Below are 20,081 nucleotides of genomic sequence, written 5' to 3' on the forward strand. Positions count from 1 at the left end.
GGGTGCTGCCTCGTGCACCAGCTTGAGATTTCCGACCTGATCACGGCGGTGGAACCACGCAGCGGCCGCCGGCTGCCGGTCCGGCGTGCCGAGGTGATCCAGCAACTCCTGGAGAGCGGAGACGGGCGCGCGGCCCGGATCGTCGCCGAGTTGCCCACGGACCAGGACGGCGTACTCGACCCTCGCGCCGTGGACTGCCTGCTCATTAGCGTGCACACGGAGCTCCAGCGCCTGAGCGAGGAACTGCGTGTCGGGGAACGGCTGGTCCACCTGCTCGGCCCGCTCTTCACCGCGATCCGGTCCACCGGCGCGCAGCCCGGGCCGTACCGCCTGGTCGACGTCGGTTGCGGCTTGGGTTACCTGGTCCGCTGGCTGGCGGCCACCAACGCCCTCGGCGCGGACATCGAGCTGGTCGGGGTCGACCTCGACGCCGCACTGGTCGGCGAAGCGGACCGGCTGGCCCGCGCGGAGGGGCTCGGCTGCCGCTTCGTCCACGGAAACGCCTTCGACCTGCCGGAGGCGGCGACCGTCTACGTCTCCACCGGTGTGCTGCACCACTTCCGCGGGCCGGCCCTGGCCGAGTTCTTCCAGGCCCAGGCCGCTACACCGGCACATGCCTTCTGCCACTTCGACATCGCCGCGACCCGCCTGGCCCCCATCGGCGCCTGGGTGTTCCACCACGCCCGGATGCGTCACCCCCTCGGTCGCCACGACGGTGTCGTCTCCGCGCGGCGCGCACACAGCGACGAGACACTGCTGCAAGCCGCCGCGGTACCTGGCATCCGATCACTGCTGTACGAACCGCGCGGCACGGTGAACCCGCTCTGCACCACGTTGCGGCCGGTCATCGGAGTGCGTCCGCACCTGGAAACGCCGCTCCGCCTGGCGCTGGGACGGGCCGCGCGCCGACTGGTCGGCCCGGAGCACCTGGCCGAGGCCACCGGATGACGCCCGCCATACTGCTCGCACTACTCGGCCTGATCGACGCGTCGTTCAGTGGATTCCGCGCCTACGCCGGCCGTGACGCCCGTATCCGCAAGCACCGGGCCACGGCACGAGCGGCCCTGCGTGGACTGGCCGTCGGGGCCGTTCTACTGATCGCCCCCGCGCTGACCGCCGTCATCCTGTTGTTGACCGGGTCCGACCGGGCCGAGACCTTCGACACGCTGGCCGCCGGAGGCCTCGGCTACCTGACCCCGCTCGCCCTCTACACCGCCGTCGTACTGGTCTCACTCGCGGCGTACTTCGCCCTGCCCTTCCGGGCCAGTACCCTCGCAGTGGTCATCGGCCTCGGCCCGCTGACCCTGCTGCGCCCGCTCGCCATTGCCGCAGCCTGCCTCGGCGCGCTCATCAACGGTGGCGGAGCCCCGGCCCTTCTGGTCGGCACGATCGCAGGCGCCGCCGTACTGTGCGTCGAACCCGCGGTGCACCGACGCTGGTACCACCACGTGCAGTAGAGAAATCGGGTCACGACGTGCGGTGGCCATCGAACGTCACGGTGGTGGCCGAGCCGGCGCTGCCCCTTCTCATGAAGATCGAACTCGGCACGGTTCGGGTGCCTCGCCTTGTGCAGACCGCATCACAGTGTGAGCGACGGCGGCCCGCCGTCGAGCGGCTCATCGGAACACCTGGGCCGTTTCAGTTCGGGCGGTTTCCGTCCGCGCGCACCAGCCCCTCACGGCCTGGTGCCGGCGCGATCGGGCTCCTCGAAGCTGTGGTCGAAGCCGACCGGCGGTCCCGGCCGGAGGCCTTCCGGACGCCGAACGAAGGTCCTGCGGACGGTGGCCGGCGGACCCTACCGAAACCCCGCGTCCCCAACGCGTCCCCACGATCATGAAAATGAGATCGCGGAGATGTTGCCAGCGCGTCGGCTCAAGCTCCGCTCGTCAGCATTCCCACAGGTCAGCGCGACGCCTGCTCCGCGAGAGGGTAAGAGCCTCACCGCGCTCCGAAGTCGTGAGCAGCGGATTCGATCCGTTGAGCCGAAGTTGACGATCCGACACCTAACGAGGGACGTTTTCGCAGGTCAAGGCACTTCTTTGGTGGGGCGGGTGGGACTCGAACCCACGGCCGACGGATTATGAGTCCGCTGCTCTAACCGGCTGAGCTACCGCCCCATACGGCGTGTCGCGTACACGTGTGCGCGCCGTCTGCCGCAGCATAGCCGCTCATACGATCTCCTGCCTCGTATGGTCGACTTCGCGCGGCCAGGGGGACCGTGCCGCCGCCTGCGCGGTTCCCCGGGACATGAAAAAGGACCCCTGAGGGGTCCTCGTTCACCATGCTCCCCCGACTGGACTCGAACCAGTAACCTGCCGGTTAACAGCCGGCTGCTCTGCCAATTGAGCTACGGAGGACCGAGCTCCCCCGACTGGACTCGAACCAGTAACCTGCCGGTTAACAGCCGGCTGCTCTGCCAATTGAGCTACGGAGGAATGCCTCGTTGCATCGAACGTCCCTCCCTGGGTATTCGCCAGGGGGCGGTTGCTCGCTGCGACACATACATTAGCGCAAGCAGGGGGGTGCTCCGCCAATCGGTACTGCTCGGCCCCGTTGCCGCGCCACAGACCTACACATGGGAAGGGCGGTCGCCATGCGCTACCGGCTCACGTTCGTCACCGGACTCGTCATGGGTTACGTGCTGGGCTCACGGGCCGGGCGCGGCCGTTACGAACAGCTGAAGAAGTCCGCGCTCCAGGTCGCCCACAACCCCGCCGTGCGCAACACCGCGGAGACGGCGGCCCAGCAGGGCCGCCAGTTCGCGGGCAAGGCGTACCACGCGGTGAGCGTGAAGGTGGGCGAGCGGATGCCCGACTCGGTCTCGGACCGGGTGCGCTCGCTGCGGACCCGCAACGCCGACGGCTCGCTGGACGACGACTGGGGCACCAGCAACACATGACGCACGTCACAGGGCGGCTGTCGTGCGGCGTGCCAAGCTGCAACCTCCCTGAGGCCTCACGGGGCACGGAGACCTCTCCCGGTGCGGCAGAATTTTGTGCATGGGGATAGTCGCCGGGTTGGACAGTGCGCCCGATTTCACTCGTATCGTCGTCTGCGACTCGGACACGGGAGCCGTGCTCAGGCAGGGCTACGCGCCGCATCCGCTGGAGGCCGGCGAGAGCGGGCGCCCGGCCGACGTCGATCCGCAGGCCTGGCTGCTGTCCCTGGGCGAGGCCGCGGGCGGCGGACTGCTGGAGGGCGTACAGGCCATCGGCGTGTCCGCGCAGCAGAACGCGATCGTGCCGCTGGACGCGCAGGGCAACACCGTGCGGCCCGCGCTGGTGGGCGGCGACAAGCGCACGCAGGTCTCCGCGGCCGACCTGGTGGACGGGCTCGGCGGGCGCGAGGCGTGGGCGCAGGCGGTGGGCTGTGTCCCGCAGGCCGCGCAGCCGGTGACCAAGCTGCGCTGGCTGGCCCGTAACGAACCCGACAACGCCCGGCGCACCGCCGTGCTGCTCCAGGCCCACGACTGGCTGGTGTGGCAGCTCCTGGGGCGCCCGGCACGCCGTACGACCGACCGGGGCGGCGCCTCGGGCACCGGGTACTGGTCGGCCGCCACCGGCGCCTACCGGCCCGACCTGGTCGAACTGGCACTCGGCCACCAGGCGATGCTGCCGGACGTGATCGGGCCGTCCGAGGCGGCCGGTACGACCCCGGAGGGGCTGCTGATCTCCGCCGGCACCGGCGAGACCATGGCCGCCGCCTTCGGGCTCGGCCTCGGCTTCGGCGACGCGGTCGTGTCGCTGGGGGCCTCGGGTTCCGTGATGGCGGTCCATCCCGAGGCGCTGGTCGACCAGAGCGGGATGATCACCTCCCTGGCCGACGCCACCGGCATGCACCTGCCGGTCGTCACCACGCTGAACGCCGTACGCACCCTGCGCGGCACCGCCGAGCTGCTGGGTCTGGCCGACCTGGAGGCCCTGTCGGAGCTGGCGATGAAGTCGACTCCCGGGTCGCACGGCCTGGTGCTGCTGCCCTACCTGGAGGGCGAGCGGACGCCGAACCTGCCGCACACCGCCGGGACCCTGGCGGGCCTCAGACGGGAGTCGATGCGGCCCGAACACCTGGCCAGGGCCTCGTTCGAGGGGATGCTGTGCGGGCTCGCCGACGCGCTGGACGTGCTGCGCGGCCGGGGTGTGGAGGTGCGGCGGGTGTTCCTGCTGGGGGCGGCCGCGGAGCTGCCTGCCGTGCAGGCGGCGGCGCCCGCGCTGTTCGGCGCGCAGGTCGTGGTGCCGCAGCCCGCCGACTACGCGGCGATCGGGGCCGCCCGGCAGGCCGCCTGGGCGCTCGGCGCCTCCCAGGGCACCCTCGACCCGCGCACCCCGCCCGCCTGGCAGGGCGCGGCCGCACAGGTCCTGGAGCCGGGCGACCAGCTGGCGGTGGGGCAGGCGGTGCGTCAGCAGTACATATCGGTACGGGAGCAGACGCATCCGACGGCGTTCCGCGGGTGAGCACTCCGCTGTCGGGTTAATCGCTTGAGGTAACACCGGTGGAGTGTTCGACGATAGGGGCCAGGGGCAACCGTTTCGCCCCTGTCGCCGACTCCGAGAGACGTAGCGTGCTCATACGACTTCTGCGGACCTATCTCAGGCCCTACAGGAAACCCATCACCGTGCTGGTGCTGCTGCAGCTGTTGCAGACCTGCGCCACCCTCTACCTGCCCACCCTCAACGCGGACATCATCGACCACGGTGTCGTCGCCGGCGACACGGGCTACATCCTCAGCCGCGGCGGTCTGATGGTCGGCATCTCGCTGGCCCAGGTCGTCTGCAACATCGGCGCCGTGTACTACGGCGCGCGCACCGCCTCCGCGCTCGGCCGGGACGTGCGCGGTGCCGTCTTCGACCGGGTGCAGTCGTTCTCCGCCCGCGAGGTGGGCCGCTTCGGGGCGCCTTCGCTGATCACCCGGACGACCAACGACGTGCAGCAGGTCCAGATGCTGGCCCTGATGACGTTCACCCTGATGGTGTCGGCGCCGATCATGTGTGTGGGCGGCATCGTCCTGGCCCTGGGTCTGGACGTGCCGCTGTCCGCGGTGCTGGTCGCGGTCGTACCGGTGCTGGGCATCTGTGTGACGCTGATCGTGCGCCGGCTGCGTCCGCTGTTCCGGGCCATGCAGGAGCGCCTGGACACGGTGAACCGGGTGCTGCGCGAGCAGATCACCGGCAACCGGGTCATCCGCGCGTTCGTGCGCGACGAGTACGAGCAGCAGCGCTTCCGCAAGGCCAACACCGACCTCACCGAGATGGCCCTGGGCACCGGCAATCTGCTGGCACTGATGTTCCCGGTGGTCATGACGACGGTGAACGTGTCGTCGATCGCGGTGGTGTGGTTCGGGGCGCACCGCATCGACAGCGGCGGGATGGAGATCGGTGACCTGACCGCGTTCCTCGCCTATCTGATGCAGATCGTCATGTCCGTGATGATGGCGACGTTCATGTTCATGATGGTGCCGCGCGCGGAGGTGTGCGCGGAGCGGATCCAGGATGTCCTGGACACCTCCTCCAGCGTGGTGCCGCCTCTCGCGCCGGTGCGTGAGCTGAGCCGGCACGGCCATCTGGAGATCCGCGGGGCGGGCTTCCGCTACCCGGGTGCCGAGGAGCCGGTGCTGAAGGGGATCGACCTGGTGGCCCGCCCCGGTGAGACGACGGCCGTGATCGGCTCGACCGGCAGCGGCAAGTCGACCCTGCTGGGGCTGGTGCCCAGGCTGTTCGACGTCACCGACGGCGAGGTGCTCGTCGACGGGACCGAGGTCCGCGACCTCGATCCGCAGCTGCTGGCGCGGACGGTCGGGCTGGTCCCGCAGAAGCCGTACCTGTTCGCGGGCACGGTGGCGACCAACCTGCGCTACGGCAATCCGGACGCCACGGACGAGGAACTGTGGCACGCGCTGGAGGTCGCGCAGGCCCGGGAGTTCGTCGAGCGGCTGGAGAACGGCCTGGACTCGCCGATCGCCCAGGGCGGCACGAACGTGTCGGGCGGGCAGCGCCAGCGGCTCGCCATCGCGCGCACGCTGGTGCAGCGTCCGGAGATCTACCTGTTCGACGACTCCTTCTCGGCCCTGGACTACGCCACCGACGCGGCCCTGCGCGCGGCGCTGGCCGCCGAGACCTCCGAGGCGACCGTCGTGATCGTCGCCCAGCGGGTGTCGACCATCCGCGACGCCGACCGGATCGTCGTGCTCGACGAGGGCCGGGTCGTGGGATCCGGCCGCCATCACGAGCTGATGGCGGACAACGAGACCTACCGGGAGATCGTGCTCTCCCAGCTGACGGAAGCGGAGGCCGCCTGATGGCCGGGCCCATGGGGCGGATGATGGCCGGGTCCGGCCCGGAGAACCGTTCGCTGGACTTCAAGGTGTCGGGGCGTCGGCTCGTCGCCCGGTTCAAGCCCGAACGGCTCACCATCTACGCGCTGCTGACGTGCGTGGTGGTGAGCGTGGGCCTCAGCGTGGTCGGGCCGAAGATCCTCGGCCGGGCCACCGACCTGGTCTTCGCGGGGATCGTCGGACGGCAGATGCCGGCCGGGGCCACCAAGGAGCAGGTGCTCGACTCCATGCGGGCGCGGGGCGACGGCGCCGTCGCCGACATGCTGCGCGGCACCGACTTCACCCCCGGCCAGGGCATCGACTTCGACGCGGTCGGCCAGGTGCTGCTGCTCGCGCTGGGCACGTTCCTCTTCGCGGGCCTGCTGATGGCGTTCGCGACGCGGCTGGTGAACCGGGCGGTCAACCGGACCATGTTCCGGATGCGTGAGGACGTGCAGACGAAGCTGTCGCGGCTGCCGTTGTCGTACTTCGACAAGCGGCAGCGCGGCGAGGTGCTCAGCCGGGCCACCAACGACATCGACAACATGGGGCAGACGCTCCAGCAGTCGATGGGCCAGCTCATCAACTCGCTGCTGACGATCATCGGTGTGCTGGTGATGATGTTCTGGGTGTCGTGGCTGCTGGCGCTGGTCGCGCTGGTGACCGTGCCGCTGTCGTTCGTCGTGGCCACCCGGGTGGGCAAGCGGTCGCAGCCGCACTTCGTGCAGCAGTGGCGCACGACCGGCAAGCTGAACGCGCACATCGAGGAGATGTACACCGGGCACACCCTGGTGAAGGTGTTCGGCCGTCAGGAGGAGTCGGCGAAGCTGTTCGCCGAGCAGAACGACGCGTTGTACGAGGCCGGTTTCAAGGCCCAGTTCAACAGCGGGATCATGCAGCCGCTGATGATGTTCGTGTCGAACATCAACTACGTGCTGGTGGCCGTCGTCGGCGGTCTGCGGGTCGCCTCCGGCTCGCTGTCGATCGGTGACGTGCAGGCGTTCATCCAGTACTCGCGCCAGTTCTCGATGCCGCTGACGCAGGTCGCGTCGATGGCGAACCTGGTGCAGTCGGGTGTCGCGTCCGCCGAGCGGATCTTCGAACTCCTCGACGCCGAGGAGCAGCAGGCCGATCCGGTGCCGGGCGAGAAGCCCGAGGAACTGCGCGGGCGGGTCGCGCTGGAGCACGTCTCGTTCCGCTACGACCCCGACAAGCCGCTCATCGAGGACCTGTCGCTGAAGGTGGAACCCGGGCACACGGTCGCCATCGTGGGCCCGACCGGCGCGGGCAAGACCACGCTGGTCAACCTGCTCATGCGGTTCTACGACGTCACCGGCGGCCGGATCACCCTGGACGGCGTCGACGTCGCGCGGATGTCCCGGGACGAACTGCGCGCCGGGATCGGCATGGTGCTCCAGGACACCTGGCTGTTCGGCGGCACGATCGCCGAGAACATCGCGTACGGCGCCTCGCGGGAGGTCACCCGCGGGGAGATCGAGGAGGCGGCGCGCGCCGCGCACGCCGACCGGTTCGTCCGCACGCTGCCCGAGGGCTACGACACCGTGATCGACGACGAGGGCAGCGGGGTCAGCGCCGGTGAGAAGCAGCTCATCACCATCGCGCGGGCGTTCCTGTCCGACCCGGTGATCCTGGTGCTGGACGAGGCGACGAGCTCCGTCGACACCCGCACGGAGGTGCTGATCCAGAAGGCGATGGCGAAGCTGGCGCACGGGCGCACGTCGTTCGTCATCGCGCACCGGCTGTCGACGATCCGGGACGCCGACACGATCCTGGTGATGGAGGACGGCTCGATCGTGGAGCAGGGCGCGCACGCCGAACTGCTCGCGGCGGGCGGGGCCTACGCGCGGCTGTACCAGGCGCAGTTCGCGCAGGCCGTGGCCGAGGTCGACTGACGGTCACCGACAGCCCGGGGGGCCGCTCGCACTCGTACGAGGTGAGCGGCCCTCCTCAGTCCAGGTAGCCCCTGAGCTGGTCGGCGAAGGTGTGGTCGCGCAGCTTGTTCAGGGTCTTGGACTCGATCTGGCGGATGCGTTCGCGGGTCACCCCGAAGATGCGGCCGATCTCCTCCAGGGTGCGCGGGCGGCCGTCGGCCAGTCCGTAGCGCAGCTGGACGACCTTCCGCTCGCGTTCGCCGAGGGTCGACAGGACCGCTTCCAGGTGCTGCCTGAGCAGCAGGAACGCCGCCGACTCCACCGGTGAGGCGGCGTCGCCGTCCTCGATGAGATCGCCGAGGGCGACATCGTCCTCCTCGCCGACGGGCGCGTGCAGCGAGACCGGTTCCTGGGCCAGGCGCAGCACCTCGCTGACCCGCTCGGGCGCCAGGTCGAGCTGGCCGGCGACCTCTTCCGGGGTGGGTTCGTAGCCGCGTTCCTGGAGCATGCGGCGCTGGACGCGGACGACCCGGTTGATCAGTTCGACGACGTGCACCGGCACGCGGATGGTGCGGGCCTGGTCGGCGAGGGCGCGGGACATGGCCTGGCGGATCCACCAGGTGGCGTAGGTGGAGAACTTGTAGCCGCGGGCGTAGTCGAACTTCTCCACCGCCCTGATCAGGCCCAGGTTTCCCTCCTGGACCAGGTCGAGCATGGTCAGGCCGCGGCCGACGTACCGTTTGGCGACGGAGACGACGAGCCGCAGGTTGGCCTCGATCAGACGGCGCTTGGCCATCCGGCCGAGGACCACCAGGCGGTCCAGGTCCAGGGCCAACTGGCTGTCCAGGTCGGGGGTGTTGAGCAGCCGTTCCTCGGCGAACAGCCCGGCCTCGACCCGGCGGGCGAGCTCGACCTCCTCGGCCGCGGTGAGCAGCGGGATGCGGCCGATCTCGCGCAGGTACTGGCGGAACAGGTCCGAGGACGGGACGGCGCTCTCGGTGCGGGCGGGCGGCGGTTCGACGGGCTCGGGGGCGTCGTCGCGCTCGACCTCCTCGGCGGAGGGTTCCGCCGCTTCGGGCGGGCCCTCCGGGTCCGTTCCGGGTTCCGCCCCGGCGTCCGTGTCGGGGTGGTGCGCGGCACGGTCCTGCGGTGGCACGGCGACCAGCACGTCGGCCGGTGCGTCCGGCTCGTCGCCGTCCGCGGCGAGCCCGCCGCCGTTCGGGCCGTTCTTCGCGGGGCCGGCCGCGGTGCCGCTCTCGCGGCCCTTCTCACGGCCGTTCGCGCTGCCGTTCCTGCTGCGGTGCGTGCTTGCGTCGGTCTGGGTGAGGGTCTGGGTCTGCACGGGGGCGACCTCCAGGATGATCGCTGCTGAGGTGTGCGCAGCGGTACTTCGACAACGGGGCAGGCGGCCTTGCCGCCGTCCGTCCCGTACGCGATGAGCGGAACCGCGGGGGGTGTGGACCCGTGAGTGACGGGCCGGCCGCGCTCCGAGGACTCAGGCACCGGAACCCAGTGTGGAGTACGACACATCGCCGCCACGAGGGGCGTGCGGTGACTTTTTGCGTCCGGTCCGTGACCGCACGCAGATCCCACCGGTACGGGTACGCAGTACCGGGGAACTCAAACCGCCGCGGACCGCCGGGCCTCAGAGGGCGGCCGCGCCCTGCTCGCGGAGGGTCTGGTCGTACTGCTGGAGGATCCACAGCTCGTTCTGCACGGCGGCCAGCCGGGCCGGGTCGCCCTGGGAGCCCAGGCGGGCGAGGGTGGACTGGATGTCCCGGACACGGCGCTCGACGGCCCGCCTGCGCACGGTCACCAGCTGCTCGCCCGCGTAGTTCTCGTCCACCGTGCGGCGCATGATCGCCTCGACCGCGAGTTCCGTCACCATCGCGCGGACGCTGTCGTCGGGGGCGGCCTCGCGGACCCGGACCAGGTACTCCTGGCCGTCCTGGATCCCGTACTCGGCGCCGCCCGCCTCCATGACGGCCAGCCGCACGGCGGCGTAGGGCGCGGCGGTGAACTCGTCGACGCCGTACGCGTCGAAGGCCGGGGAGACCAGTTCCGGGCGCTGGAGGGCGAGTTTGAGGAGCTCGCGCTCGGTGGCGTAGACGGGGTTGCGCAGGTTGAGGGCCGGGCCGCCCGCGGCGGGGCGCGGGGCGGCCTCGTAGGGATGGGCGCCGCCGCGGGCCGGGGCCGGGGCGCCCTTGCCGCCGCGGTCGCGGGCCCAACGGGCCAGCTGCGCCACCCGCTTGACCACGAACTGGGTGTCCAGGATGCCGAGCATGCCCGCGAGCTGCACGGCGACCTCGTGCTGGGCACCGCTGTTCTTGATGCGGGCGACGATCGGCGCCGCCTCGTCGAGGGCGGCGGCGCGGCCCGCGGGGGTGTCCAGGTCGTAGCGCACGACGATCTGGCGCAGCGCGAACTCGAAGAGCGGGGTGCGTGGTTCGACCAGGTCGGCGACCGCCTCGTCGCCCTTGGCGAGCCGCAGGTCGCAGGGGTCCATGCCGTCCGGCGCGATCGCGATGTACGTCTCGGCGGCGAACTTCTGGTCGTCCTCGAAGGCGCGCAGGGCGGCCTTCTGGCCGGCCGCGTCACCGTCGAAGGTGAAGATCACCCGGGCGCTGCCGTTGTCCATCAGCAGCCGTCTGAGGATCTTGATGTGGTCGCCGCCGAAGGCGGTGCCGCAGGTGGCGATCGCGGTGGTCACGCCGGCGAGGTGGCAGGCCATGACGTCGGTGTAGCCCTCGACGACGACGGCGCGGCTGGACTTGGCGATGTCCTTCTTCGCCAGGTCGATGCCGTAGAGGACCTGGGACTTGCGGTAGATGGGGGTGTCGGGGGTGTTGAGGTACTTGGGGCCGTTGTCCGCCTCGTACAGCTTGCGGGCGCCGAAGCCGACGACCTCGCCGCCGATGTCGCGGATCGGCCACATCAGCCGGCCGCGGAAGCGGTCGATGGGGCCGCGGCGGCCTTCCTGGGAGAGGCCGGAGAGGGTCAGTTCCTTGTCGGTGAAGCCCTTGCCGCGCAGGTAGCGGGTGAGGTGGTCCCAGCCCTGGGGGCTGTAGCCGACGCCGAAATGAACGGCGGCGGCCTGGTCGAAGCCGCGCTCGGCGAGGAAGATCCGGCCGGTGTCGGCCTCGGGGCTGGTGGCGAGCTGTTCGGCGTACCACTGGGCGGCGACCTTGTGGGCCTCGACCAGGCGGATGCGTTCGCCGCGCTGGTGGGCGGGGTTGTAGCCGCCCTCCTCGTAGCGCAGGGTGATGCCGGCCTGGGCGGCCAGGCGCTCGACCGACTCGGAGAAGGTGAGGTGGTCGACCTTCATCACGAACGTGATGGTGTCGCCGCCCTCCTGGCAGCCGAAGCAGTGGAAGAGTCCCTTGCTCGGGCTGACCTGGAAGGACGGCGACTTCTCGTCGTGGAAGGGGCACAGGCCCTTGAGGTTGCCGCCGCCCGCGTTGCGCAGTTGCAGGTACTCGGACACCACGGCGTCGATCGGGACCGCGTCCCGTACCGCCTTCACGTCCTCGTCGTTGATCCGTCCTGCCACGAAGCGATTCTACGGGGCCGGACCGACACTCCCGGGGCGAGCCGGGTCCCCGGTCAGGGGACGAGGCTGCTCAGCGGCGTGTGCGGGTCCGCCAGCGCCTCGCCGTCCACCGTGGCGCCGGACCGGATGAGCTGCTGGATCGGCTCTGTGACGTCCCACACGTTCACGTTCATGCCGGCCAGCACCCTGCCCTCCTTGACCCAGAAGGCGATGAACTCGCGCTTGCCGGCGTCGCCGCGGATCACGATCTGGTCGTACGAGCCCGGGGGCGCCCACCCGCTGTACTCCATCCCCAGGTCGTACTGGTCGGAGAAGAAGTAGGGCACGCGGTCGTAGGCGACGTCCTTGCCGAGCATCGCGCGGGCGGCGGCCGGTCCGCCGTTGAGCGCGTTGGCCCAGTGCTCGACGCGCAGCCGGGTGCCGAACAGGGGGTGCGGGAAGGAGGCGACGTCACCGGCGGCGAAGATGTCGGGGTCGGAGGTGCGCAGCCGGGCGTCGACCGCGATGCCGCCGCCGTGCGCGCGGTCGGCGAGCTCGAGGCCCGCCGCCTCCGCCAGGGCGACCCGGGGGGCCGCGCCGATGGCCGCGAGGACGACGTGCGCGGGGTGTTCCTCACCGTCGTCGGTGCGGGCGGCCAGCACCATGCCGTCCTGGCCGACGATCTCGGTGAGGCGGACCCCGAAGCGGAAGCGGACGCCGTGCTCCTGGTGCAGCTCGGCGAAGACGCCGCCCAGCTCGGGGCCCAGGACGCCGTGCAGCGGGGTCGGCTCGGGCTCGACGACGGTGACCTCGGCACCGTACTCGCGGGCCGCGGCCGCGACCTCCAGGCCGATCCACCCGGCGCCCGCGATCACCAGGTGGCCGTTGTCGCGGCCGAGGGAGGCGAGGACGCCCTTGAGGCGTTCGGCGTGGGAGAGGCGGCGCAGATGGTGGACGCCGGCCAGGTCGGTGCCGGGGACGTCCAGGCGGCGGGGTTCGGCGCCGGTGGCGATCAGCAGCTTGTCGTAGTGGGCGAGGGTGCCGTCCTCGCCGGAGCGGACCGTCTTCGCGGCCCGGTCCAGGGCGGTGACGGTGTGCCCCAGGTGCAGCTCGATGTCGTTGCGCGCGTACCAGGCGGGCTCGTGCACGAAGACGCTGTCGCGTTCCTCCTTGCCCAGCAGATAGCCCTTGGAGAGGGGCGGCCGCTCGTAGGGGTGGTCGCGTTCGTCGCAGATCAGTATCACGCGGCCGGTGAAACCCTCCGTCCGGAGCGTCTCGGCCGCCTTGGCCCCGGCCAGGCCGCCTCCGACGATGACGAATGTCTGATCCGCGTCGACCACTTGTTGCCTCCTACAGGGGGTCTGGGGGGTGTCTCCCCGGAAAACACTGCGGGTGCCGCCACAGGCGAGCCTCCCGCACGCGGCGTGGGGCGGGAAGAGGGGGTGACCCGATCAGGCCACGCAGGATCACCTTCGGGTGTTCCTCCGCCTCAGGAGTGAACTGCGCTCACACGCCGGGCCGGGCCGTCAGCCAGGCGTGCAGCGAGCGCGCCGAGGCGTCCGTCAGGGACGCGATCTGGTCGACGATCACCCGTTTGCGCGCGCGGTCGTCGCCCGCCTGGTCGAACAGCGCCCGGAACTGGGGGTCCAGCCCCTCCGGGGCGCGGGCGGTGAGCGCCTCGGCCAGTTCGGCGACCACGACCCGCTGGTCGGCTCTGAGCAGTTCCTGCTCGGCGCGCTGCATCACATAGCGGTCGGCGACCGCCTTGAGGACGGCGCACTCCATCCGCACCTCGCGGGGGACGACGAGCTCGGCGCCGTAACGGGTGAGGCGTCCGCTGCCGTACGCGCCGCGGGTGGCGCCCTCGGCGGCCAGGCAGAAGCGGCCGATGAGCTGACTGGTGGCGTCCTTCAGACGGGCCTGGGCGAACGCCGAGCCGTCGTAGCCGTGCGGCCACCACTCCTGGTCCTGGAGCCGGTCCAGGGCCTCGGCGAGCTCGGCGGGGTCGGTGTCCGCGGGCACGTACCGCCCGACGGCGACCGCGAAGACGTCCCGGCGCTCGGGCCCGGACCGCAGGCGGCCGGGGTCGATGTGGCCGGCGTGCAGACCGTCCTCCACGTCGTGCACCGAGTACGCCACGTCGTCCGCCCAGTCCATGACCTGGGCCTCGAAGCAGGTACGGCCGACGGGGGCGTCCTTGCGGACCCAGTCGAAGACCGGCCGGTCGTCCTCGTAGACGCCGAACTTCGGGGAGGCGGGGGCGGTCGGATGGGCGCCGCGCGGCCAGGGGTACTTGGTGGCCGCGTCGAGCACGGCGCGGGTGAGGTTGAGGCCGACGCTGACGAGGTCGCCGCCCGCCGCGGCGGCGGCGCCCGGTGCCGCCGCCGGGTCCCGGACGAAGCGCTTGGGCTCGATACGGGTGAGCAGCCGCAGCGACTGGGCGTTGCCCTCGAAACCGCCGCAGTCGGCCGCGAACTCGTTCAGCGCCTGTTCGCCGTTGTGCCCGAAGGGCGGGTGGCCGAGGTCGTGGGAGAGACAGGCCGCCTCGACGAGGTCGGGGTCGCAGCCGAGGGCGGCACCGAGCTCCCGGCCGACCTGGGCGCACTCCAGGGAGTGGGTGAGCCGGGTGCGGGGGCTGGCGTCCCACACCCGGCCGCGGGTGCCCGGGGTGACGACCTGGGTCTTGCCGGCCAGACGGCGCAGCGCCGCGGAGTGCAGCACGCGCGCGCGGTCGCGCTGGAAGGCGGTGCGGCCCGCGCGTTTGTCGGGCTCGGCGGACCAGCGCTCGACGGCCTGCCCGTCGTATCCGGCGGGCAGTGCGCGGTCCTCGTACGCCTGGGGCGGTGCGGTGCCTTCCATGCCACGACAGTAAGCGCAGCCAGTGACAATCGGGACGTCCGAGCCGGTCCGCCGGGCGGCGCCCGCCATCGGGCCGCGCCTGCCGTCGGGCGCCGTCCCGCCCCAGGTCCGCGCGTCGCCATCGGGCCGCGCTGCTTCTTCGGCCGGGCTCCGGCCTCGAGCCGGGATCCGGCTTCGGGCCGCGCACCGCCGTCGCGCCGGGCTCCGGCTTCAGATCGCGCTGCTTCTTCGGTCGGGCTCCGGATTCAGGCCGGGATCCGTGCCTGGGGCGCGGTCGCCGACGCGGCGGGGGGCGTGCCCTCGGTCGTGGGTGCGGGCGTGTCGGTCGCGCCCGGCTCGTCGGCCGTCCGTGCCTGGTCGTAGCGGTGCAGGACCAGGCGGGCCATCGCCGGGTGGGCGCCGAGCGGGGCGGAGGCGAGCCAGGGGGCGGCCTCGGCGCTCTGGGCGGCGAACCGGCCGGGTGCGGTGAAGTAACCGGCCACCGCGACCCGGTGACGACCGCCCCCGGCCATCGCGCGCACGGCCGCGCGGACGTCGGGCGCGGCGGCGGAGGCGTACGCGGGGAGCACCGGGACGCCGAGCCGTTCGGCGAGCTGCCGGGCCGTGGCGCGGGTGTCGAGCGCCGACTGCGGGTCGCGGGAGCCGGCCGCGGCCAGCACCACACCGCTCGCCCGGCGTTGCGCGTCGCTCATCCGGGTCCGCCAGCCGGCCTCGATCAGACGTTCGTACAGGGTCTCGACGAGCAGCGGGTGCGGGCCGAGCGGGGCCGCCACGCGCGTGCGCACCCGGGCGGCCGCCGCCGTCCGCGGGATGTCGTGCTTGACGTGGTGGCCGCGGCCGAGGAGCAGCGGCACGAGCACGGCCTCGGGCACGTCGCGCGCGTCGAGGGCGGCGAGCGTGTCGGCCAGCAGGGGCTCGTTCAGCTCGATGTGGCCGAGGTGCACGGCCAGTCCGGGCCGCAGTTCGCGGACCCGGTCGAGGAGCGTGCGGACCGTGGCCAGGGCGCGCGGGTCGCGGCTGCCGTGGGCCACCAGGACGAGCGGGGGCGGGGTGGGGCGCGGCCTGCCGTCCAGCGCGACGAGCCTGAGCCGGCCGGCGAGCTGGGTGCCGATCCGGTTCATCAGGTGCGCCGTGCTGTCCAGTGTCGCGACAGGCGACGGGGCGGACGTTGCCTGGTGCGACACCGGGTGGGCGCCGCCCGGCAGCGGGCTGCCGGGGCGGTGGTGGCCGGACCCGTCGGAGAGGGGGATCGACGCCGTCATGGACCGATCGTGACGGCCGGACGTTGCCTTCCCGTTGCATGGGGGTGACGGGTTTTTTCCATGGGTTCACGGCGGGACGTCCGGGGTGTGTGAGGTACCGTGACCTGCGGTGACGGCACCGAACGTGAGTCCGGTCACATCGCAGGCGGCGAACCCGGACCCCGCGGTCCGCGTCCTCCATGGTCGAGACCGGCCACGGCGCCCGCCGCGGCCACCTGGGGAGGGACCGTCCGATGCGCCGACCGAGACTGGGCAGACCGCGTCTGCCGCGCACCCGCGCGGGCCGGCGGCGCGCGGTGCAGGCCGTGATGGCCGGGTGCGTCCTCGCGCTGACCCCGATGACCTGGCTGTACGTCTCGACCGGCGACCGGCTGCGCACCACGGCCGACGCGCCCCGCACGGAGGTCGCGGTCGTCTTCGGCGCGGGTCTGTGGGACGGCGAGCCGTCGCCGTACCTCGCGCACCGCCTCGACGCGGCGGCCACCCTCTACCGCGCCGGCCGGATCGAGGTCGTCCTCGTCACCGGCGACAACAGCCGCAAGGACTACGACGAGCCGGACGCGATGCGCGCCTACCTGACGAAGCACGGCGTGCCCGACGCGCGGATCGTCAGCGACTACGCGGGCTTCGACACCTGGGACTCCTGCGTCCGCGCCAAGAAGATCTTCGGCGTGGACCGGGCGGTGCTGATCAGCCAGGGCTTCCACATCCGGCGGGCGGTCGCGCTGTGCGAGGCGGCGGGGGTGCGGTCGTACGGCATCGGTGTCGACGCCAAGCACGACGTGACCTGGTACTACGGCGGCACCCGGGAGGTCTTCGCGGCGGGCAAGGCCGCGCTGGACGTGCTGTTCGAGCCGGATCCGCGCTTCCTCGGCCCCAAGGAGTCGGGAGTGGAACGGGCCCTGACCACCGCCCGGTGACCGGGTTCCGGCCCTGACCGCCGCCCGCCGCCCCGGGCCCGGGCCCTGACCTCCGCCCCGTGACCGGGCGACCCTGGTGGACCCGGGCCACCGGGTGGACCCGGGGCCCGGACCGGATCAGCCGTACGCCCGCCAGTCGCCGCCCTCGACGATCCTGCCGCCCGCCCGCAGCCGCTCGGCGACCGCCGGCCCTGCGACGTACACCCAGGCGCGCACGGCCGCGCCGTCGGCGTCCCGGCCGACCTCGCGCTCGACGCGCAGATAGAGGCTGCGCGGATCACCGGGCACGTACTCCTCCAACCGGTCCAGCTCGGCCAGCAGTTCGTCGTACGCGTCCGCCGGCACGGTGACCAGTTCCCCGCGCACCCCGCCGCCCCCGGGCTCCTCCACGGCGTACGGGTATCCGGGTCCGTCGTACAGCACCGCGCCCGCGAGCCGGGCCGGGTGCGCCGAGCGGGTCCGGCCGCGCAGGTAGACGTCGTGGTAGCGCCCACCGGGCCGGAGCGTCCCGTAGACGAAGAAGGGAAGTCGCTCCCGCACGCTCACTCGTTCTCCCGCCGGTACAGCCACGCCGCCACGGCGTTGCAGAAACGATTCTCAGCCCTCACGTCTCCTCCCGATAGGGCTATGGACATGACATGTCATGCCCTTTTAAATCTTGCCCAGCACATCCAGCGCCCCCCACGCGCCCGATGGCGCCTTTCCGAGGAGACCGATGAGTCGGATACGGCAGTACGTCAGCTCGGTTCGCAGGTCCCGCCGCCTCGCCGCCGCCGGCGTGGTCGCCACCACCGCCACCCTGCTGGCCGCCGCGCTCTCCCCCGCCGCCGACGCGGCCGACAGACCGACCAGGGCCACCGCGGTCCGCGACGGCGCGGCGGCCGTCGCGGACCGGGCGGACGCCCTGGGCCTGACCTCCGTCCAGCACACCCGGGTCCGCGACGTGATCATCGACAAGGACGGTGCGCAGCACATCCGCTACGACCGCACCTACCGCGAACTCCCCGTCCTGGGCGGCGACTTCGTCGTCCATCTGGCCCCGGACGGGTCGTACCGCAGCACTGACCGGGCGACCGGCGGCACCCTCGCCCTGCCCTCGATCACCCCCGCCCTCTCCGCCCCGCGGGCCGCCGACGCCGCGGCGAGCGCGCTGCGCGCCGCCCATCTCGGCCAGACCCTGCGCAAGCTCACGGCCAAGCCGCAACTGGTCGTCGACGCGCTGCACGGCAGCCCGCGGCTCGCCTGGCGCACCGACGCGGCCGCCCTCGACGCGCTCGGCAACCCGGTGGCCCGCACGGTGCTGACCGACGCCCGCACCGGCGCCCGGATCGACGCCTGGGACAGCATCGAGACGGCGACGGGCGACGGGCGGTCGCTGTACGGCGGCACGGTGCCGCTGGAGACCACGCCGTCGGGATCGGCGTACCAGCTCAAGGACGCGACCCGCGGCAACACGTACACGGGCGACGCCGCCAACAAGACCGACCTGTGCATCTTCGGCATCTGCATCAGCCGCGCCCCGTCGACGGTCTTCACGGACACCGACAACCACTGGGGCACGGGGGCGACTTCGGACCGCGCCTCGGCCGCGGTGGACGCCCAGTACGGCACGAACACGACCTGGGACTACTACAGGAACGTCCACGGCCGTAACGGCATCGCCGGCGACGGCAAGGGCTCGTACAACCGCGTCCACTACGGCAACAACTACAACAACGCCTTCTGGGACGACAGTTGCTTCTGCATGACGTACGGCGACGGTGACGGGACGACGTTCGGCCCACTGGTCGCGCTGGACGTGGCGGGCCACGAGATGTCGCACGGCGTCACGTCCAAGACGGCCGCGCTGACCTACTCCGGCGAGCCGGGCGGCCTGAACGAGGCGACCTCCGACATCCTCGGCACCCTGGTGGAGTGGTACGCGAACAACGCCTCGGACCCGGGCGACTACCTGATCGGCGAGGAGATCGTCCGGTCCGGCTTCGGCAAGGCCGCCCTGCGCTTCATGGACCAGCCCTCGAAGGACGGCAGCTCCGCGGACTGCTGGAGCTCCTCGGTCGGCAACCTCGACGTGCACTACTCCTCGGGCGTCGCCAACCACTTCGCGTACCTCCTCGCGGAGGGCAGCGGCGCGCGGACCGTCAACGGCGTGAGCTACAACTCGACCACCTGCAACGGCTCGACGGTCACCGGCATCGGCCGCGACAAGCTGGGCGCGATCTGGTACCGGGCGCTGACGGTCTACATGACCTCGTCGACGAAGTACGCGGGCGCCCGCACGGCGACCCTGAACGCGGCGAAGGACCTGTACGGCGCGAGCAGCCCGGAGTACGCGGCGGTGGCCGCGGCCTGGAGCGCGGTGAGCGTGGGCTGACCACGCGGTGAACGCGGCGAAGGCCGGTCCCCTCGGGGAGCCGGCCTTCGCCCCGTCCCACCCGTTCATCCCTCCGCCGTACACCCTCCGCGATTCTTCCTCGGCGCACCTCCGAACGTCCGTGACCTGCTGAAACAGCAACCGTCGGCGCTCCGCGCCGGGCTCCGCGACACCCGTTCACCGCAATTCTGACGCTCCATCAGGAAGCGGTCGGAGGCCGCTGCCACTTACCTCGGAGGAGCGGGGCACGACCGACGCAGCGGCACCGGAGGGTGTCGCGGGCCGTCGCCCCTCCACGAGCCGAGGGAGCACCGATGCGACGTACCGCCCGTCTGCTGGCCGGCACCGCGCTCGCCGTCGTCGCCGCCGGCGGGGTCGCCGCGCCCGCCTACGGCGGTGCCACCGGCAGCCTGGAGGTGTATCCGTCCACCACGGTGCCGGGCGGGCAGGTCACGGTGAACACCGCGGCGTGCGGGAAGGGCGGTTCGGCCGCGGGGGACGCCAGCGCGGTGGGCGCCGGGCGGTTCACGCTGGCGCCCAGCACCCACGAGAACGACGCGATCGGACAGTTCCGGGTGCCGCCGAGCGCGCAGCCGGGGACGTACGAGATCGTCGCGGCGTGCGCCGAGGGCGGCCGGCAGGTCACGGGCGACCTGCAGGTCACCCTGACCGCCCTGTCCGGGCAGGTGCAACCGAGAGGAAGCGTGAAGACGGGGGTCGGCGGCGTGTTCGGCCCCGACCCCGTGCAGACCGCGGCAGGCGTGACGGCTCTCGCCGTGGCCGCCGCGGGCGGTACCTGGCTCCTGCATCGCCGGGCGAGAGGCGACAGGATCTGACGGACACCCTCCGCTGTCCGTCCGCCGGTACCGCATGTCCCCTCCTCCTCCGGGCCCGACGCCCCTCGCGGCCCGGAGGGGGCACGGGGGCCGACTTCCCAG

At 72.1% G+C, this 20,081-nt stretch carries 15 protein-coding genes and 3 tRNA genes; 9 read left to right on the forward strand and 9 right to left on the reverse strand.

Going from position 1 to position 20,081, the window contains the following annotated elements; genetic code table 11:
* Positions 1–12: 12 nt before the first annotated feature.
* The gene (locus ACZ60B_RS10315) at positions 13–948 is read left to right on the forward strand and encodes a class I SAM-dependent methyltransferase (RefSeq protein WP_469385582.1); all 936 of its coding nucleotides are present in this window, start codon (positions 13–15) and stop codon (positions 946–948) included.
* A complete protein-coding gene (locus ACZ60B_RS10320; RefSeq protein WP_469385583.1) occupies positions 945–1,457 on the forward strand; it encodes a hypothetical protein in 513 nt (170 codons plus the stop codon). The genes ACZ60B_RS10315 and ACZ60B_RS10320 overlap by 4 nt, the downstream gene beginning before the upstream one ends.
* Positions 1,458–2,040: 583 nt before the next feature.
* Here the strand turns inward: ACZ60B_RS10320 and ACZ60B_RS10325 are convergent.
* The 3 genes from ACZ60B_RS10325 to ACZ60B_RS10335 all read right to left on the reverse strand — a co-directional run bounded on the left by ACZ60B_RS10325 (position 2,041) and on the right by ACZ60B_RS10335 (position 2,435).
* Positions 2,041–2,117: transfer RNA gene (locus ACZ60B_RS10325), tRNA-Ile, on the reverse strand.
* Positions 2,118–2,284: 167 nt separating this feature from the next.
* Positions 2,285–2,357: transfer RNA gene (locus tag ACZ60B_RS10330), tRNA-Asn, on the reverse strand.
* 5 nt (positions 2,358–2,362) lie between these two features.
* A tRNA-Asn gene (locus ACZ60B_RS10335) sits at positions 2,363–2,435 on the reverse strand.
* Between the two features lie 158 nt (positions 2,436–2,593).
* Here ACZ60B_RS10335 and ACZ60B_RS10340 point away from each other — a divergent pair.
* The 4 genes from ACZ60B_RS10340 to ACZ60B_RS10355 all read left to right on the forward strand — a co-directional run bounded on the left by ACZ60B_RS10340 (position 2,594) and on the right by ACZ60B_RS10355 (position 8,220).
* Positions 2,594–2,899, forward strand: a complete 306-nt coding sequence (locus ACZ60B_RS10340; RefSeq protein ID WP_469385751.1) for a YtxH domain-containing protein — start codon at positions 2,594–2,596, stop codon at positions 2,897–2,899.
* 100 nt (positions 2,900–2,999) lie between these two features.
* Positions 3,000–4,451, forward strand: a complete 1,452-nt coding sequence (locus ACZ60B_RS10345) for an FGGY family carbohydrate kinase (RefSeq protein WP_469385584.1) — start codon at positions 3,000–3,002, stop codon at positions 4,449–4,451.
* A gap of 107 nt (positions 4,452–4,558) precedes the next feature.
* Positions 4,559–6,292 carry an ABC transporter ATP-binding protein gene (locus tag ACZ60B_RS10350; RefSeq protein ID WP_469385585.1) on the forward strand — a complete coding sequence of 578 codons (1,734 nt, stop codon included), beginning with the start codon at positions 4,559–4,561 and terminating at the stop codon, positions 6,290–6,292.
* A complete protein-coding gene (locus ACZ60B_RS10355) occupies positions 6,292–8,220 on the forward strand; it encodes an ABC transporter ATP-binding protein (RefSeq protein WP_469385586.1) in 1,929 nt (642 codons plus the stop codon). The genes ACZ60B_RS10350 and ACZ60B_RS10355 overlap by 1 nt, the downstream gene beginning before the upstream one ends.
* 55 nt (positions 8,221–8,275) lie before the next feature.
* On the opposite strand, the gene ACZ60B_RS10360 is transcribed toward ACZ60B_RS10355, so the two are convergent.
* The 5 genes from ACZ60B_RS10360 to ACZ60B_RS10380 form a co-directional block, all read right to left on the reverse strand.
* Positions 8,276–9,541: an RNA polymerase sigma factor gene (locus ACZ60B_RS10360; RefSeq protein ID WP_469385587.1), complete on the reverse strand. Its 1,266-nt coding sequence runs from the start codon at positions 9,539–9,541 to the stop codon at positions 8,276–8,278.
* 303 nt (positions 9,542–9,844) lie between these two features.
* Complete coding sequence (dnaG, locus tag ACZ60B_RS10365) at positions 9,845–11,749, reverse strand: DNA primase (protein ID WP_469385588.1); 1,905 nt, start codon at positions 11,747–11,749, stop codon at positions 9,845–9,847.
* A gap of 53 nt (positions 11,750–11,802) precedes the next feature.
* Positions 11,803–13,068: an NAD(P)/FAD-dependent oxidoreductase gene (locus ACZ60B_RS10370; protein WP_469385589.1), complete on the reverse strand. Its 1,266-nt coding sequence runs from the start codon at positions 13,066–13,068 to the stop codon at positions 11,803–11,805.
* A 166-nt stretch (positions 13,069–13,234) separates the two neighbouring features.
* Positions 13,235–14,587: a deoxyguanosinetriphosphate triphosphohydrolase gene (locus ACZ60B_RS10375; RefSeq protein WP_469385590.1), complete on the reverse strand. Its 1,353-nt coding sequence runs from the start codon at positions 14,585–14,587 to the stop codon at positions 13,235–13,237.
* A gap of 245 nt (positions 14,588–14,832) precedes the next feature.
* Positions 14,833–15,708, reverse strand: a complete 876-nt coding sequence (locus ACZ60B_RS10380; protein ID WP_469385752.1) for a sirohydrochlorin chelatase — start codon at positions 15,706–15,708, stop codon at positions 14,833–14,835.
* A 374-nt stretch (positions 15,709–16,082) separates the two neighbouring features.
* On the opposite strand from ACZ60B_RS10380, the gene ACZ60B_RS10385 reads away from it, so the two are divergent.
* On the forward strand, positions 16,083–16,769 hold the full coding sequence (locus tag ACZ60B_RS10385; RefSeq protein ID WP_469385591.1) for a SanA/YdcF family protein: 687 nt from the start codon (positions 16,083–16,085) through the stop codon (positions 16,767–16,769).
* A 117-nt stretch (positions 16,770–16,886) separates the two neighbouring features.
* Here ACZ60B_RS10385 and ACZ60B_RS10390 read toward each other — a convergent pair whose 3' ends face one another.
* Positions 16,887–17,309: a gamma-glutamylcyclotransferase family protein gene (locus ACZ60B_RS10390; RefSeq protein ID WP_469385592.1), complete on the reverse strand. Its 423-nt coding sequence runs from the start codon at positions 17,307–17,309 to the stop codon at positions 16,887–16,889.
* A 175-nt stretch (positions 17,310–17,484) separates the two neighbouring features.
* Here ACZ60B_RS10390 and ACZ60B_RS10395 point away from each other — a divergent pair, with 175 nt between their 5' ends.
* Both ACZ60B_RS10395 and ACZ60B_RS10400 read left to right on the forward strand, forming a co-directional pair.
* Positions 17,485–19,143, forward strand: a complete 1,659-nt coding sequence (locus ACZ60B_RS10395; RefSeq protein WP_469385593.1) for a M4 family metallopeptidase — start codon at positions 17,485–17,487, stop codon at positions 19,141–19,143.
* A gap of 314 nt (positions 19,144–19,457) precedes the next feature.
* Positions 19,458–19,979 (forward strand): hypothetical protein, encoded by a 522-nt coding sequence (locus ACZ60B_RS10400; protein WP_469385594.1) that lies wholly within the window; start codon positions 19,458–19,460, stop codon positions 19,977–19,979.
* Positions 19,980–20,081 lie beyond the last annotated feature (102 nt).

The organism is Streptomyces sp. NPDC104096, from assembly GCF_055584385.1.